We start from the raw sequence: 14289 nt of genomic DNA on the forward strand, positions 1-14289 counted from the left end.
TAATCGACGTCAACTATAATCGAGGGATTTAATATATTTACCCATTTGTTGCTTGTTACGTGCTTGCTCAAGATCCGTTGAGACTTTTTTATCATATCCATATTCATCAAGAGCCGCGATTGCGCTCTGTAAATCAATATCAGTAGTCATTTGGTTTTCGCTTTATAACAAAGAGGTGTGAGAACAGATTGATGAAACATTCTTATGAAACATTCTTATGAAACATTAACAGGTGTCATAGGACGTTAACTATCGCAGATTATAGTGCCTATGCCAATATACACCAAGCGTTTGCTGGTTAAAATTAAATAAAAAATGCTGATTTTGGCTTTGCCCTTGTCGGGGTCTACAATTATGGTTAGTCTAAAGTGATAGGCTATTATGGAGATTCAAATGCTTGATCTACTACCAGATTTATTTGACCAATATCCGTCTAAATTACAGTTACTTCCCCTCGCATTTAAACCCTATGGCGCTAAGCGGCTGTTTTGGGGCGAGATAGTCACAGTCAAGTGTTTTGAAGATAATTCTAAGGTAAAAGAAATACTTGCACAGGATGGGCATGGTAAAGTTTTGGTTGTCGATGGGGGAGGCTCTCTGCGCCGCGCCTTGTTAGGCGATCTTATCGCGCAAAGCGCGCTGGATAATGGCTGGCAAGGGATAGTGATCAATGGATGTGTTCGTGATGTGGCCCGATTAAATACTTTTAGTTTAGGTGTTTATGCCTTAGGTGCCATGCCGATAAAAACCGAGAAGTTAGGTCAAGGCCAAATTAATGTTGCTGTAGATATGGGCGGCGTAATGGTTACGCCCGGTATGATGCTGTATGCCGATGAAAATGGTATTGCAGTAAGTGATGAGATGTTGAACTTTGCATTTTTAAATTAACATTTTTAAATGCATTAGTCGCTTTAAATTCAAGTTGTTTTTGATAAGGATATTTGTATGAAATTCATTAAGTGGCTCCTGGCCTTAGTGGTGACGCTCATTCTTTTAGTCACCGTTTATCTCACCGTATTTTTCGACCCTAATGATTTTAAACCTGAAATAGTCGATGCCGTGAAAAAACAAACGGGTCGTGAATTAGTCATAACAGACGATTTATCTTGGACCTTTTTTCCTGTTATCGGCATTAATTTAGGTGGCGTGTCTTTATCTAATCCAGAGGGATTTACCCCTAAGGCTATGTTAGAAGTCAACAAAGCCGTTGCCGAAGTGGCGTTGATGCCATTGTTTAGTCAGAAAATTGAAATTGCCGAATTGAGTCTCGATGGCGCAACCATTAATTTAGTGACTCGCAAGAATGGCACTAGCAGTTTTGATGGATTAAGTGGTGATAATAGCAAACAAGCCGCAACTCCAGCGACCGAAACGTCCTCAAATGCTAAACTGAACGATATTAATATTGGCGGTGTTTCAATCACCAATACTCAAATTAATATGATTGATGAAGCGAAAAAGCAAACTCAAGTCTATAGCTTAAAAAGCTTCACCTTAGGTGAGTTTACTTTAGATACATTTGCGCCCATCGCCTTTGAATTTAGTGCAACCATGCCGGATATGACGGTAAGTAGCGAAGGTAAAGGTGAGCTAAAACTAAGCCGAGACTTGACGCAACTCGTCGTCAATGGACTCAAAATTGACACTGTGGTGGAAGGTGAGAGTATTCCCAATAAGAAACTCGAAACATCGATTAGCTTAGCGACTCAAATTGCGTTGGATAAACAGCAATTATCTGTCGATATTGCGCAGCTTACCGCGGCGAGCATTACCGCTGCGGGTAAAGTTGGCGTGAATTACGCCACAAAAATTCCGCGAATCAATGCTGATTTTCAAGTCGGCGATATCGATCTAGATACGCTGTTACCTAAAACGGAGACCGCTGCCGTAACAGAACAAGCACCCGCTGCTAGCACTCAAGCGGTTGAGCCTGATTTATCGGCTCTTAAGCAGCTTGATGTAAAACTCAAGTTGACCGTTAAGTCTATCAAGGTCGCGAATCTATCGACTCAAAATTGGTTGATGGACGTGGGGATTAAAAATGGCGTGTTAGATTTAACCAAATTGAATGCGGATTTATACCAAGGTCAATTACTGGTGAGCGCTCAGGTTGATGCGCGTCAAGCGGTGGCCAGTTATCAATTTGATAAGAAAGTGACGGGTGTACAAATTCGTCCTTTGCTGAAAGATGCGGCGGATGTGGATTTACTGGCAGGCACGGCCAACTTTGATGTGAAGGGTAAAGGTAAGAGTTTGATCCCTGAGCAGTTAAAGAAAAATCTATTAGCTAATGGTCATTTCGATATTAATGACGGGGCTTTGTACGGGGTTAACATTCCGCAGATGATCCGCAGTGCCCAAGCTAAGTTAAAGGGCGACTTATCGCCAGAAACCAAGGAAGAACGCAAAACCGACTTCTCGAGTCTGAGTGGCAGTTTCTCGCTGGATAACGGCGTTACCACTAATCCAGATCTTGCCATGTCTTCACCTTTATTGCGTTTGGCGGGCAAAGGCACGGCGAATATATTGACTGAAGCCTTAGACTACCGATTAACGACTAGCCTAGTGAATTCATTAAAAGGTCAGGGCGGTAGCGACAAAGATGCGCTGGCGGGAATTGACATTCCGTTGGCGATTACTGGGACTTTCCAAAAACCTGAATATGCCTTGGATACTCAAGCGTTACTGAATAATCAGTTAAAAGAAGAAACCGACAAAGCTAAGGAGAAATTAAAAGACTCCTTACTGAAAAAACTAGGAGGTTTCTAATGGTTGCTCCAATGCGCTACGCATTGCTCGTTGGCGCGAGTGCTTTTGTCGGAGGGCAACTGGTTGCTTGCTCTGCGCCTGAAGCCGCTGATACGAGTTCGTCTACTAAGGGCGAGACGACAACAGCCGCGGCGGTTCAGCCTGAGATCGTTCGCGCTGCCGATCTGGCGCTCGATGTTTCAGGCCTTAAAAGTACGCCGACATTAAAGGTTGAACCTATGACGACTGATGCTACGTCAGGACTGCTTCGCGGTGAGTTAGCCTTAGAGCCGTTTGTGGATTTCAAGCAGCCAGTTAAGGCAACGTTGACTGTGACCAATCCACAAACCTATGCCGTCGGCCTTCGATATAATTCAGGCATGACAGCGGATTTATGGCTGGTAACGCAGGAGGGCAAACGTCTGTGGGCATGGTCTGATGATATGATGTTTACCCAAGCGCTACGCGATAGCCAATTGGCAGCGGGAAAGGTGATCACTACTTCCTTTAGCATTCCGCCCAAAGCGTTTGCTGGTATACCTGCAGATGGTGCTCGTTTAGAAGCGCATTTTGCTGCTAAGGCATTAGAGTCTGATGCCGTTGTTATGGCGCCCGTTGTCTTATTACTGATAATGGAATAACGCCGGTTCTCATAATTGAAAAGGCCCTTAATAGAAAAAGGCAGCAATCCGATAGGGTTGCTGCCTTTTTGTTATCTGTGGCTCAAACTTGCTGACGCTATAGAGCATTAATCAGCTCGAACTCTGTGCCTGCTTAGTTTTATGCGCTCAACTTACTTTCATCGACGACTAATTTGATCACTTGCCCTGGTTGCAAATATTGTGATTGCGCTAGGCTATTCCACTCCAATAGCTCTGCCACAGTCACGTTAAATTTGCTGGCGATACGGGCGAGTGAATCTCCTGATTTAACCTTGTAACTCACAGTGCGAATTTGCGCTGTTTGCTCAAGATTCTTTGGCGCTAAAATAACCAGTTTTTGACCGTTTTGTAGCTTGTCACTCTTACCTAATTTGTTCCAAACGCTAAGTTGTTTCACTGTCACTTTATGGGCTTGGGCGATTTCAGAAAGTGTGTCACCAGATTTAACCTGATAGGCAATTTTTGTCGATTCAGTCGCAGCGTGCGATTTCTTCGGTAATTGCTGCTGAGTCGACAGGGCATAGAGCTGTTTGTCTTGTGCATCGACAGGGATAATTAAATGCTTACCAGCAACTATGGTATTATTTTTCATACCATTAGCGGCGCGAATTGCATTAATTGTCGTGTGGTGCTGCTTCGCAATCTTGCCAATACTGTCACCGGATTTGATCGTGTAACGTAGCCAACTGATCCTATCCTCGGTTTCTGTTTCGGCGAGTGCTTTTTTAAATTCCTCCGATTTATCAATCGGTAACACTAAGGTGTGTGGCCCCAGTGGCGAAGTGGCCCAACGGTTATAACCAGGATTGAGTTTTTGTAGCTCAAGCGTAGTCATATTGGCCAAACCTGCCGCCATGGCTAAATCAATTTGGCTATCAATATCAACCACTTCAATTGTAGGGTTGTTATCGATTGGCGCTAAAGTGATGCCATATTCATCGGCGTGTTTAATGACTTCAGCCAGCGCCAGCAATTGTGGCACGTAGCGTTCGGTTTCACTGGGTAAATCCAATGACCAAAAGTCGGTTTTTAAGCCTTTTTTCTCATTTCGTTTAATCGCATTGAGCACCCGAGATTCACCCGAGTTATAGGCTGCAATGGCATAAAGCCAATTGTTATTGGTTTTATCGTAGAGATATTCCAACATGTCGAGCGCCGCTGTTGTTGAAGCGGGCACATCACGGCGACCGTCGTACCACCAGTTCATTTCTAAACCGAAATGGCTGGCCATTGGCGTGGTGAATTGCCACAAACCCGATGCCGCACTGGCCGAAGACGCCGATGGATCAAAGGCGCTTTCAATAATAGGTAATAAAGCTATCTCAATAGGAAGATGACGCTTTTCAAGCTCTTCAACGATCAGGTACATATAAGGTGCAGCTCGCTCTGAGATGATCTCTAGATGCTGCGGATTTTTGATGTACCAATCGCGATATTGATTCACCAATTTTTGATCGGGAACCGGTAACTGCATACCTTGACGAATTCGCTCCCACACATCGGTAATTTGCGCCGACGGAGCCTCGGTTGCGAGGTAATATTCTGGGACTGTATTTTCGGTTGTGACGGCTTCAACTTCTGTCTGATTAACGCCATGGTTGTCTAATGTTTGACAACCTGTGAGTAGGGCAAATCCCCCTACAACAACATAAAGTGATACTCTCATTGAAAACGGTAGTCCTCTGTTAGTGCATAGCTTTTCTTTATAGTAACAGTATGTTTTATATGAAGATAAAGACGACGCAGCGCGCAAAGTTTTCACGCAAAACGAGCCATTCTATGGGATCTTTTCGATCTTGTCCCTTAATTATCGTACATAATGTAAGGCCATTTTTGATTTACATCATCAAAAATGAGAAAAACTGTTTAAATTTCAATCTACAATATTGCTTTTGTGATCAAAAATTATCTTTCCACTGTCTGAGCAGGGTAAAACTGCTAAGTTCGTCTAAATTGGCATGATTTAGATCGCTAAAATGCTGTTTTATGCTGTCGATAATCTCAATATCGTTGGCGCGTAAAAAGGGATTAATGGCGCGTTCTAAGGCGAGGGTGGAGGGGATAGTCGCTTTCTCTTGGCGCCGCAGCTGTATGGCGCGTTCGTTATAGTCTTGCAGCGCGCGATTGTTGGGATTGACCGCGAGGGCAAATTTGAGGTTTGCAAGTGTGTACTCATGGGCACAATACACCCGAGTGTCGGCGGGAAGCTTGGCAAGTTGCTGCAATGAGTCGAGCATTTGCGCTGGCGTCCCTTCAAATAAGCGTCCGCAGCCACCGCTAAAGAGGGTGTCACCACAAAATAAGGCATCTTCAATAACGTAGGCAATATGTCCTGCTGTGTGCCCTGGAACAGCTAGAACTTGCAGCTCGCTACTCATATAGTCGAGTGTTAATCTGGGCTGCGCTGCTGCGTGCAGTGGATGGGTGATGCCTTTAATCTTCTCATTGTCTGGGCCAAAGACCGTGAGCCTGTCTTGACTGTAGGCTTGAAGTTCAGCGACGCCACCCGTATGGTCATTGTGGTGGTGGGTCAGTAAAATGCCCGCTAGCGTGAGTTGATTGGCCTCTAGATAGTCAATAACTACATTCGCATCACCGGGATCGACAACATAAACCTGTGTTTGCGGCTGTTGTTGTAACACCCAGATATAATTGTCATTAAAGGCTTTAATCGCTGTTATAGTGAGCATAGAACTGCCTATGTCTGTATTTCAATTTGAAGATAAAGGTATTATCCATAAGTGAACAGCCTTTGGCGACCTTTGCCGCTTTTGCCCTGTGGCAAAATGGTAGTAATTTTTGACCCAATTGGATACTTGTCTACCAAGCTAACGGAGGAACTCTGTGTCGCATTTTAGTACTGAGCTCAAACCCGAACAATGGAGCGACTTGCCCAATGGTGAAGCGCTTCAACAAGCCGTTGCTAAGCAGCTTGAAGATTGGTGGCCAAGAGTCTTTGGTTATCATTTGTTAAAGTTAGGGCCTTTGAGTGCCGAATTATCGAGTATGGCATCGCCAGTGGCCCATCATTTTTCACTCTCGTCATCTCAAGGCGCCTCAATTGAAGGTGATTTTTGCCATTTACCCCTGCAAAATGCCGCGATAGATGCGGTGGTCATGAGTCTATTACTCGAATTTGAATCCGATCCTTACCGTATTCTTCGCGAAACCGACAGGGTACTCATCGCCGGAGGTTATCTTTTTATCATCGGTTTTAATCCCTTGAGTCCGGTATTTTTGGGTAAGTTGTGGCCTAAGTATCAGTATTGTCTCCCATGGAATGGCCGCTTCTTTATGCCATCAAGGGTGCGAGATTGGTTAGGTTTATTGGGTTATCAAGTGGTGGGCGATGAACGTTTGGTCTATCACCCTTTAATGGGCGAGTTCACCCAAGGCAAATTTTTTCAACAGAGTTTAGCGTCATGGCTGCCTAGCGCGGGCAGTTTGTATTTGATTGTGGCACGCAAACTTGAGTCGCCACTCACGCCTATCCGCGATAAACGTAAGGTGCGGCAGACAAATTGGACCACGGCACCGACCGCGGGACGTTCAGGGCATTTATCAGAGCATTCGAAAAACGGATAAGCCTTTTCTATTTTAAGTACAGGTTTTTATATGCGGATCACCCTAAGACAATTGGCGGTATTTGAGGCTGTGGCGCGTAGCGGCCAAGTCGCAAAGGCGGCGGAGCAAGTTAATTTATCACCACCTGCCACTTCTATGGCCTTGGCAGAGTTAGAAAAACAGCTCAATGCCCGCTTATTCGAGCGCATTGGTAATCGATTACAGCTGAACTCGCAGGGTAATTTATTGTTGCCACTGGCGACGGATTTATTGCACCGTGTCGAGCAAATTGAGCAGGCATTTACCTACCATGGCGGCGATTTGGTTGGGCGGTTAAGTATCAGTGCCAGTTCAACCATAGGTAACTATTTGATGGCGAAAGCCGCAGTGGCATTTTGTCAGCAACATACTCAAACCCATGTGGATGTGGCGATTACTAATACTCAAGATGTGATCCAAGCGGTTGCGCAGTTTCGCTCAGAAATGGGTTTTATTGAAGGCCATTGCACTGACAATCGTTTGAGTGTCGAGGCATGGCATAAGGATAGATTACTGGTGTTTTGCCATCCGGCGCATCCTCTGGCGGGGAAAGTGGTTAAACCTGCAGCTGTTAAAGGCCTGTCTTGGGTGCTACGTGAGGAAGGATCGGGCACTCGTGAGTATTTTGTCAATGCTGCCAATGAGTTGGATATGCAGCCAGAAGCTAAGTTCTGCTTTACTACGCCGGATGCAATTAAACTGGCGGTGAAACAAGGTGCTGGGCTTGGGGTGTTATCTGAGCTGGCGCTAGAGAAAGAAATCAGCCGCAAAGAGTTAGCATTAGTCACGATTGAGGGATTAGTGCTGGAGCGGCAGTTTTATCGTATCACCCATAAGAGCCGTCAGGCGACATCCTTAGGTCAAGCCTTTGTGCTGTTTTGTGAGAATTTTTTCAATATCGCAGGTATAGAAGTTAAATAAACTTTTTTATAGCAATGGCCCTTGTAAACAGTGAGCCTAAGCGATTTGTTTTAGAGGTTAATGTTGACGGTGGGCTTAAACGGTGAGATTAATCGCGAAATAAATCATCACGCCTCAGTATTTAGCTTAGGCGTGATGGCATCGAACTCACTTTTCTAATTCAGTTTTCTAACTTACTTTCGAATTTAGCTTGTATGAATTTGGGTTGTTCAAACTTAGCTCATTTAAGTAAGGGCCACAGAGTTAAGGCTGGTAGCCTAAGTCGGGTTGGGTTGGTTTAGATTCCGCCGCAGTGCGAGCTAACACGTCGCAACGTTCGTTTTCGGCGTGTCCTGCGTGGCCTTTAACCCATTGCCAGTCGATAGTGTGCATCTGTGAGGCTTTATCTAATCGTTTCCATAGATCAACGTTTTTGACTGGGGTACGGTTTGAGGTCATCCAGCCTTTTTTCTTCCAGCCATGGATCCACGTCATTATGCCTTGGCGCATATACTGACTGTCGCTGGTGGGCACGACTTGGCAAGGCTCTTTCAAGCTTTCTAACGCTATGATGGGAGCTAATAACTCCATGCGATTATTGGTCGTGAGCGCAAAACCGTCGGACATCTCCTTTGTATGGCCTTTATAATTCATTACAATGCCATAGCCGCCAGGACCGGGATTGCCTAAGCAAGAACCGTCGGTGAAGATGTGGATCAGTTTTAGTTCAGTCATCAAATTGTTACCATAGCCGGGAATTTCGGCCGAGTATAACCAAAAATTGTCATAAGAAGCGCATAAAAACATGAATATTATCTCTAATGCTAGCCGTCAGGTTATTTTGGATACCGAAACCACAGGTATGAACCAGGGCAGCGGCGCCATTTATTTAGGCCATAGGATCATCGAGATAGGTTGCGTGGAAGTTGTGAACCGTCGTTTGACGGGACGTTATTACCACCAATATATCAATCCTGGGCAAGCAATCGATCCTGAAGCCATCGCCGTTCACGGTATTACTGATGAGCGCGTGGCTAGAGAGCCGCGTTTCCATCAAATTGCTCAAGAGTTTATCAACTTTATCGACGGCGCTGAAATCGTCGCACATAACGCGAACTTCGACGTGAACTTCATGGATCATGAGTTTTCACTGCTGCAGCCGCGTGGACCGAAAACCGCTGATATTTGTCAGATCCTCGATACCTTAGAAATTGCTAAGTTCCTGCATCCCGGCCAGAAAAACAATCTCGACGCTCTCTGTAAGCGTTACGGTGTGGATACGTCTCGCCGCGAGTACCACGGCGCTTTACTCGATGCCGAGATCCTCGCCGATGTTTATTTGATCATGACAGGCGGCCAGACAAAGTTTAATTTGTCTAACGAAGAAGCGGGGCAGGAAGCGGGGGGGATTCAACGTTTTGATCCGCAATCACTTAATCTTAAAGTGATTGGCGCATCGGCCGATGAACTGACAATGCATGAACAACGCCTTGATTTAGTCGCAAAATCAGGTAAATGCCTCTGGAGAGGATAGAAAAATCATTATGCCGATGTCGTGTCATAAACTTATTTTAGCGCTTTGCCTTGCTGTCACTACACCGCTTGTGAGTGTGACGTCTGCATTGGCCGCCGACCAAGAGCCTGCCCAAAAAGTTGTTAAGTCGCCTAAGGCTGCCCCGATTGTAGGATTGGAGACGGCCTCAGAGCTTAAAAACCGTTTTCGTATCGACCATATGGTCGATAACATGACGCTGTTAGTTGAGCGTGAATACGGCTCTGCGCCAGTAGTGATAGTGTTGCCCGATGGCAGTAAATGGTATGCCAATCGCCATCCCGAAACCGTTAAGTGGGTCGATGGTATTACTGGCGACATTATTTACATTGAGTCACCTATGCCTGGACCTTGGCAGTTGGTGGGCAAAGTCGTCCCTGGTTCGACCCTCAAAAAACTCTCTAAACTCGAAATCGAAGTGCAGCCTTTGCCGCAGCCGATATTCCAAGGTGAGCAAGTTAAAATTGTTGCCCAGTTGATGGGGGATGCCCAGCGTATACGCATGCCGGGACTCGACTTTCTGGTGGAGTGGACGGCTCATTTTGTGAGTAAGCACAGGGCCGGCGATGAGAATTTTGCCGCGGGTGACATTATTGTCGGCTCCTATAAAGACAATGGTGAAGATTATGATGAAAAACCCGACGATGGTGTATTTACCAGCAATATCAATATAAAGCAGCCTTGGGGTGATTATGAGTTTGTCGTGCAGGCACGTAATAATGTGTTTGAGCGGCAGATTTCATTCCCGTTTAGATTATCACCGCGGCCAATTAATTTAGAAGTCATTACCCCAGACGATCCGTTAACAGGGCAATGGAAGATCATGTTGCACGTCGATAGTGCTGTGCTGCAACTGGCTGAGACGCATTTTTCCTTTGAGTTGGTGGGTCCTGCTGGCTTACAACTGCCTTTAACGGTGAATGGCCTTACTGAGCCGGACTCTGAATTAGATTTACCGACTGTGACTGAGTTTGGTAGTTATCGTATTAAAGGTTTTGTAGCGACGACAACGATTACCGGTCGAGAAATTGTGCTGGATTTACCTGAGCTATTTTTCAACTTAATTCAGCCACCAGAGCCACCACCGAGCGCCGAAGAGTTAGCTGCTGTTGCTGCACAAAAAGCGGCAGAGGAAGAAGAACTTGCAAAGAAAGATGCGATGTTTTGGATCATCACAATCAACACTATCTTATTAGTCTTGGGCGTGGTGGGATTAATTGTGTGGCGTAAACGCCAAAGTCTAGCGCAGGCCTTAGCTGCCGCTGAGTCACGTTTATTGGAAGAAGCATCGGCGAATTCAGCTGCAGCGCCTTCGTTAGATGAAATCGATCTCACTATGCCAGATGAAGCGGATAAAGACCGATAGTTCGCAGTCACTTAATGTGTTTGATTGCTCACTTTGAACTGCGGCGTTACAGCGATATTTGGGACATAAATCAAGCTCAACTATTGATTTGGTTTTTTTTTAATCAAATGAAAAATATAAGTAAAAAAACGGTTGACGCCCGCAGGGCTCAACCGTATTATTCTTCGCATCTTAAGCAGAAGCCTTAATAAGTCAGTTTGATTATCGTATTTCTGTTTTAGCGTCAGCGGCCTGTCACGCTTGGTTAGCGGGTTTAAAACTCGTCAGATATTAGATATGGAAGAATTTGGAGCGGTAGTTCAGTTGGTTAGAATACCGGCCTGTCACGCCGGGGGTCGCGGGTTCGAGTCCCGTCCGCTCCGCCAACATTCATGAAGCCCATGCTATTAAATAGCATGGGCTTTTTGTTTTTTCACCAGTTCCTATCTCATTTCTTTCTTCGTGACCGTGACCAAAATGTGACCATTTTGTGACCACCACTCACTTTTGACCGAGAGTCATTTTTTAATATTTTGTTGGCTATCTGTAGTATCAGTCTATTTCGCTTTTTACTATTTTAGAGTTGGGAATTTCTAATGATAGTTGGCGTGTATTGACAGATCACTTATCACAGGAGACTAAGGATGAGAGAGATGTTTCTAGCTTTGCTAACTCCCGTTGAGCTTGACGTATGTGCTTGAGTTGCTCGGCAATGATTTCATCGACCACGGCGCAGGAATGATGCGGATGTTGTTGGACTTCAACCAACCGACGAATGTCACTCAGAGCAATATTTAGTGCTCGACAGCGACGGATAAAAATCAGTGTCTCTACATCATTCTGAGAGTAGTAGCGGTAACCATTTGCCATCCTCTTAGGGGCGGGGAGCAATCCTTCCTGCTCATAAAAGCGAATTGTTTTTACGGGTATTTGTGAAGCTAATGCCAGTTCACTGATTTTCAACTTGACCCTCCAGTTACTGTAACCTTTAGCCTTGAATCGTACCACTTACTCAACATTCAACGCTATAGGATTGACAAATGCATCTCTTATCGCCTTTAGCCCTCGTGATATTAACCATGGGCACCACTGCAACCTATGAAGCACAGGCCAATACAAAAAACAATCTGCACACAGACGTCTCTCAAACTGAAGATGAGACAACTAATCTGCATGAACATGATGATACCCATGAGCCACAGAGTAATGAACACACAGATGAACATGACGAAGGTATGGAGCGAATTTTGGTTCAATCTACTCGTCTTGGAAGGATTGTTGACGACCAGCCAATAAGAATCGAAGTTGTCACTAGTGAAGAAATCGAAGAAAAAGCCGCTATGCGTCCTGGCAATATTTCTATGCTATTGGCTGAAACAGGTGGCGTTAGAGTGCAAACGACGTCACCAGCCCTTGGCAGTGCCAATGTAAGATTGCAGGGCTTATATGGGCGTTATACTCAACTATTAGCTGATGGCTTACCTCTTTACGGGAATCAAGCCTCATCACTCGGTTTACTTCAAATACCTCCTACGGATTTAGGCCAAGTCGAGGTTATTAAGGGCTCAGCTTCATCCCTCTATGGTGGCTCAGCCTTAGGAGGGGTTATTAATTTGGTTTCTAGAAGACCAGGAGATGAATTTGCTGGCGAGACACTTTTAAATCTGACATCTAAAAATGGCCAAGATTTTACTGGTTATGCAGAGTCTCCACTTAGTGAGAACATCAAAGGCTCAATTACCGCGGGAGCTCATTATCAAAGTATCGAAGACATAGATGATGATGGTTGGGCAGATCTTCCAGAATATGAACGTTATACCTTGAGACCAAGATTATTCATCGAGGGTGAAAACGGTGACAATCTTTATCTTACAGCGGGCTATATGACAGAGAACCGTCGAGGTGGGACACTAAACGGGTATACTGTTGCAGACGGCAATCCCTTTGTTGAAACTCAGAACTCTGAGCGGATGGATGGTGGCATAGTCTACAATCGGCCCGTGGCCGATACTTTGACCTTTAGCACCCGAGCTTCCGCCATGGTGCAAGAACACTTCCATGGCTATGGCGTTGATAACGACAATGACAGGCATGGTAATTACCTGATGGAAGCGAGTCTATCTGGATACCTTGATCGTTTGGATTGGGTCATTGGTGCAGCGTATCAATCAGAAACCAACAGTTCAGATAATTATTCTGAATTTGATTATTCCTTCGATGTGCCAGGACTCTTTGCCCTTGTCGACTATAACTTGACCGAAGACTTAATTGCCTCTGTCAGTGCTCGTATGGATGACCATAGCCAGTACGGTAGTGAGCTTAGCCCACGGTTCTCGCTCTTGTATCGAGCTGATGATTTTACTGTACGAGGCTCATATGGCCGAGGTTATTATGCTCCAACTCCCTTTGTGGAAGAAATTGAAGCGGCAGGGTTATCAAGACTTGAGCCTCTAGGGGAGCTCAAAGCAGAAACCGCCAAAACAGCTTCACTGGATTTTACTTACCGCTTCGACGATTTAGAGACGAGTTTAACCTTGTTCGGTTCAGATATTAGCAATGTCACCGAACTTGAAGAATTCACCGTGGGAAATAATGAGACTCCTAACCGAGTCCGTTTAGTCAACGCAGAGGGCGAAAGCCGTATTCGCGGTTCTGAAATGCTACTGCGTTACTATCTTGGCGACCTTAAGCTGACGGCGAGTTATCTATATCTTGACGCTACTGAATCCAGTCAAGATAACACTACGCGTCGAGCGATTACGTTAACGCCTAAGCATTCCGCTGGATTTGTAGCTATGTGGGAGCAACATGGAAACTTTAGAGCAGGATTTGAGGCCTATTACACTGGCATTCAACGTCTAAATGACAACCCTTATCTATTCGAATCGGAACCTTACTGGCACTTAGGTTTGATGGGAGAAATGACATTTGGCCGCTACAGTTGGTTTATCAATCTGGAAAACCTGCTGAATATCAAACAGAGCGATACCCATCCGTTGCTGTTGCCTGAAAGGAGTCCAGCAGGACAATGGACTACCTATATCTGGTCTCGAAATGATGGGTTTATTGCTAATGCAGGAGTCAGGATAAAATTTGGATAAACTGTATGCCTAGGTTTGCTTGCTGGTATTCGGAGTAAACCTAGGGATGAACTTGTAGTTACTTATATCAAGTCACTACATACTCAAACTTACAGTACTGTTTTTCGATGGGACTTTGCTATAAAGTTGCCACTTGTTTGCTGATGTTATCTCATAAAAATCCTAATGCAATACCAACAGAGTAGAGCAAAAACCTAACAGGACTTTGCTCCATAGCAATTTAGCGTTGTCCTATCTTAATTATAAAAATACCGGTTAAGCATTAGTTTTTTTGCTGGATAGAAAACAGTTTAGAAACATTTTCAAATGTGTTGATTATCTATTTGCATCATCTACTAACGTTTTTTAGTACCGATTATTTTATACTTATCGCTGATC

13 protein-coding genes and 1 tRNA gene are annotated in these 14289 nt (G+C 44.9%); 9 read left to right on the forward strand and 5 right to left on the reverse strand.

All coding sequences use genetic code 11. The annotated features are described in order from the left end of the window. Positions 1 to 9 precede the first annotated feature (9 nt). Entirely contained in the window at positions 10 to 150 is a 141-nt protein-coding gene (locus K5Q99_RS19580) for a hypothetical protein (protein WP_220777875.1), read from the reverse strand. A 243-nt stretch (positions 151 to 393) separates the two neighbouring features. Here K5Q99_RS19580 and K5Q99_RS19585 point away from each other — a divergent pair, with 243 nt between their 5' ends. From K5Q99_RS19585 to K5Q99_RS19595, 3 genes are read left to right on the forward strand one after another with little or no spacing between them, the layout of a single operon-like run. Then, positions 394 to 888 (forward strand): putative 4-hydroxy-4-methyl-2-oxoglutarate aldolase, encoded by a 495-nt coding sequence (locus K5Q99_RS19585; protein ID WP_220777864.1) that lies wholly within the window; start codon positions 394 to 396, stop codon positions 886 to 888. 57 nt (positions 889 to 945) lie between these two features. Then, positions 946 to 2769, forward strand: coding sequence for an AsmA family protein (locus tag K5Q99_RS19590; protein ID WP_220777865.1), 1824 nt, complete (start codon positions 946 to 948; stop codon positions 2767 to 2769). Beyond that, positions 2769 to 3389, forward strand: a complete 621-nt coding sequence (locus tag K5Q99_RS19595) for a BsuPI-related putative proteinase inhibitor (RefSeq protein WP_106650376.1) — start codon at positions 2769 to 2771, stop codon at positions 3387 to 3389. The genes K5Q99_RS19590 and K5Q99_RS19595 overlap by 1 nt, the downstream gene beginning before the upstream one ends. 139 nt (positions 3390 to 3528) lie before the next feature. On the opposite strand, the gene K5Q99_RS19600 is transcribed toward K5Q99_RS19595, so the two are convergent. Together K5Q99_RS19600 and gloB are read right to left on the reverse strand one after the other, a co-directional pair. Beyond that, positions 3529 to 5076: a lytic transglycosylase gene (locus tag K5Q99_RS19600; protein WP_220777866.1), complete on the reverse strand. Its 1548-nt coding sequence runs from the start codon at positions 5074 to 5076 to the stop codon at positions 3529 to 3531. A gap of 232 nt (positions 5077 to 5308) precedes the next feature. Next, positions 5309 to 6100, reverse strand: coding sequence for a hydroxyacylglutathione hydrolase (gloB, locus tag K5Q99_RS19605; RefSeq protein ID WP_220777867.1), 792 nt, complete (start codon positions 6098 to 6100; stop codon positions 5309 to 5311). Positions 6101 to 6254: 154 nt separating this feature from the next. Here gloB and K5Q99_RS19610 point away from each other — a divergent pair, with 154 nt between their 5' ends. Both K5Q99_RS19610 and K5Q99_RS19615 read left to right on the forward strand, forming a co-directional pair. Continuing rightward, positions 6255 to 6995 (forward strand): class I SAM-dependent methyltransferase, encoded by a 741-nt coding sequence (locus K5Q99_RS19610; RefSeq protein WP_220777868.1) that lies wholly within the window; start codon positions 6255 to 6257, stop codon positions 6993 to 6995. Positions 6996 to 7025: 30 nt separating this feature from the next. Beyond that, positions 7026 to 7934: a LysR substrate-binding domain-containing protein gene (locus K5Q99_RS19615; protein WP_220777869.1), complete on the forward strand. Its 909-nt coding sequence runs from the start codon at positions 7026 to 7028 to the stop codon at positions 7932 to 7934. Between the two features lie 243 nt (positions 7935 to 8177). Here the strand turns inward: K5Q99_RS19615 and rnhA are convergent, their stop codons facing one another. Next, positions 8178 to 8648 carry a ribonuclease HI gene (gene rnhA, locus K5Q99_RS19620; protein WP_220777870.1) on the reverse strand — a complete coding sequence of 157 codons (471 nt, stop codon included), beginning with the start codon at positions 8646 to 8648 and terminating at the stop codon, positions 8178 to 8180. Between the two features lie 70 nt (positions 8649 to 8718). Between rnhA and dnaQ the strand changes: the two genes are divergently transcribed. The 3 genes from dnaQ to K5Q99_RS19635 all read left to right on the forward strand — a co-directional run bounded on the left by dnaQ (position 8719) and on the right by K5Q99_RS19635 (position 11196). Continuing rightward, positions 8719 to 9447, forward strand: a complete 729-nt coding sequence (gene dnaQ, locus K5Q99_RS19625) for a DNA polymerase III subunit epsilon (RefSeq protein ID WP_220777871.1) — start codon at positions 8719 to 8721, stop codon at positions 9445 to 9447. A 10-nt stretch (positions 9448 to 9457) separates the two neighbouring features. Then, on the forward strand, positions 9458 to 10831 hold the full coding sequence (locus K5Q99_RS19630) for a TIGR03503 family protein (protein ID WP_220777872.1): 1374 nt from the start codon (positions 9458 to 9460) through the stop codon (positions 10829 to 10831). A 288-nt stretch (positions 10832 to 11119) separates the two neighbouring features. Continuing rightward, a tRNA-Asp gene (locus K5Q99_RS19635) sits at positions 11120 to 11196 on the forward strand. A gap of 235 nt (positions 11197 to 11431) precedes the next feature. On the opposite strand, the gene K5Q99_RS19640 is transcribed toward K5Q99_RS19635, so the two are convergent. Then, the gene (locus K5Q99_RS19640) at positions 11432 to 11773 is read right to left on the reverse strand and encodes a MerR family transcriptional regulator (RefSeq protein WP_220777873.1); all 342 of its coding nucleotides are present in this window, start codon (positions 11771 to 11773) and stop codon (positions 11432 to 11434) included. 77 nt (positions 11774 to 11850) lie between these two features. On the opposite strand from K5Q99_RS19640, the gene K5Q99_RS19645 reads away from it, so the two are divergent. Then, positions 11851 to 13911 carry a TonB-dependent receptor plug domain-containing protein gene (locus tag K5Q99_RS19645; RefSeq protein ID WP_220777874.1) on the forward strand — a complete coding sequence of 687 codons (2061 nt, stop codon included), beginning with the start codon at positions 11851 to 11853 and terminating at the stop codon, positions 13909 to 13911. The last annotated feature ends 378 nt before the right edge of the window (positions 13912 to 14289 follow it).

Origin of the sequence: Shewanella hafniensis (genome assembly GCF_019655335.1) — a bacterium.
Taxonomy (GTDB): Bacteria; Pseudomonadota; Gammaproteobacteria; order Enterobacterales; family Shewanellaceae; genus Shewanella; species Shewanella hafniensis.

Bases quoted from the DNA above. Each gene is read 5' to 3' on its own strand.
- gloB (WP_220777867.1), bottom strand. From the start codon at position 6,100: ATGCTCACTATAACAGCGATTAAAGCCTTTAATGACAATTATATCTGG.
- K5Q99_RS19590 (WP_220777865.1), top strand. From the start codon at position 946: ATGAAATTCATTAAGTGGCTCCTGGCCTTAGTGGTGACGCTCATTCTT.
- K5Q99_RS19585 (WP_220777864.1), top strand. From the start codon at position 394: ATGCTTGATCTACTACCAGATTTATTTGACCAATATCCGTCTAAATTA.
- K5Q99_RS19630 (WP_220777872.1), top strand. From the start codon at position 9,458: ATGCCGATGTCGTGTCATAAACTTATTTTAGCGCTTTGCCTTGCTGTC.
- K5Q99_RS19580 (WP_220777875.1), bottom strand. From the start codon at position 150: ATGACTACTGATATTGATTTACAGAGCGCAATCGCGGCTCTTGATGAA.
- K5Q99_RS19615 (WP_220777869.1), top strand. From the start codon at position 7,026: ATGCGGATCACCCTAAGACAATTGGCGGTATTTGAGGCTGTGGCGCGT.
- K5Q99_RS19600 (WP_220777866.1), bottom strand. From the start codon at position 5,076: ATGAGAGTATCACTTTATGTTGTTGTAGGGGGATTTGCCCTACTCACA.
- dnaQ (WP_220777871.1), top strand. From the start codon at position 8,719: ATGAATATTATCTCTAATGCTAGCCGTCAGGTTATTTTGGATACCGAA.
- K5Q99_RS19595 (WP_106650376.1), top strand. From the start codon at position 2,769: ATGGTTGCTCCAATGCGCTACGCATTGCTCGTTGGCGCGAGTGCTTTT.
- K5Q99_RS19645 (WP_220777874.1), top strand. From the start codon at position 11,851: ATGCATCTCTTATCGCCTTTAGCCCTCGTGATATTAACCATGGGCACC.
- rnhA (WP_220777870.1), bottom strand. From the start codon at position 8,648: ATGACTGAACTAAAACTGATCCACATCTTCACCGACGGTTCTTGCTTA.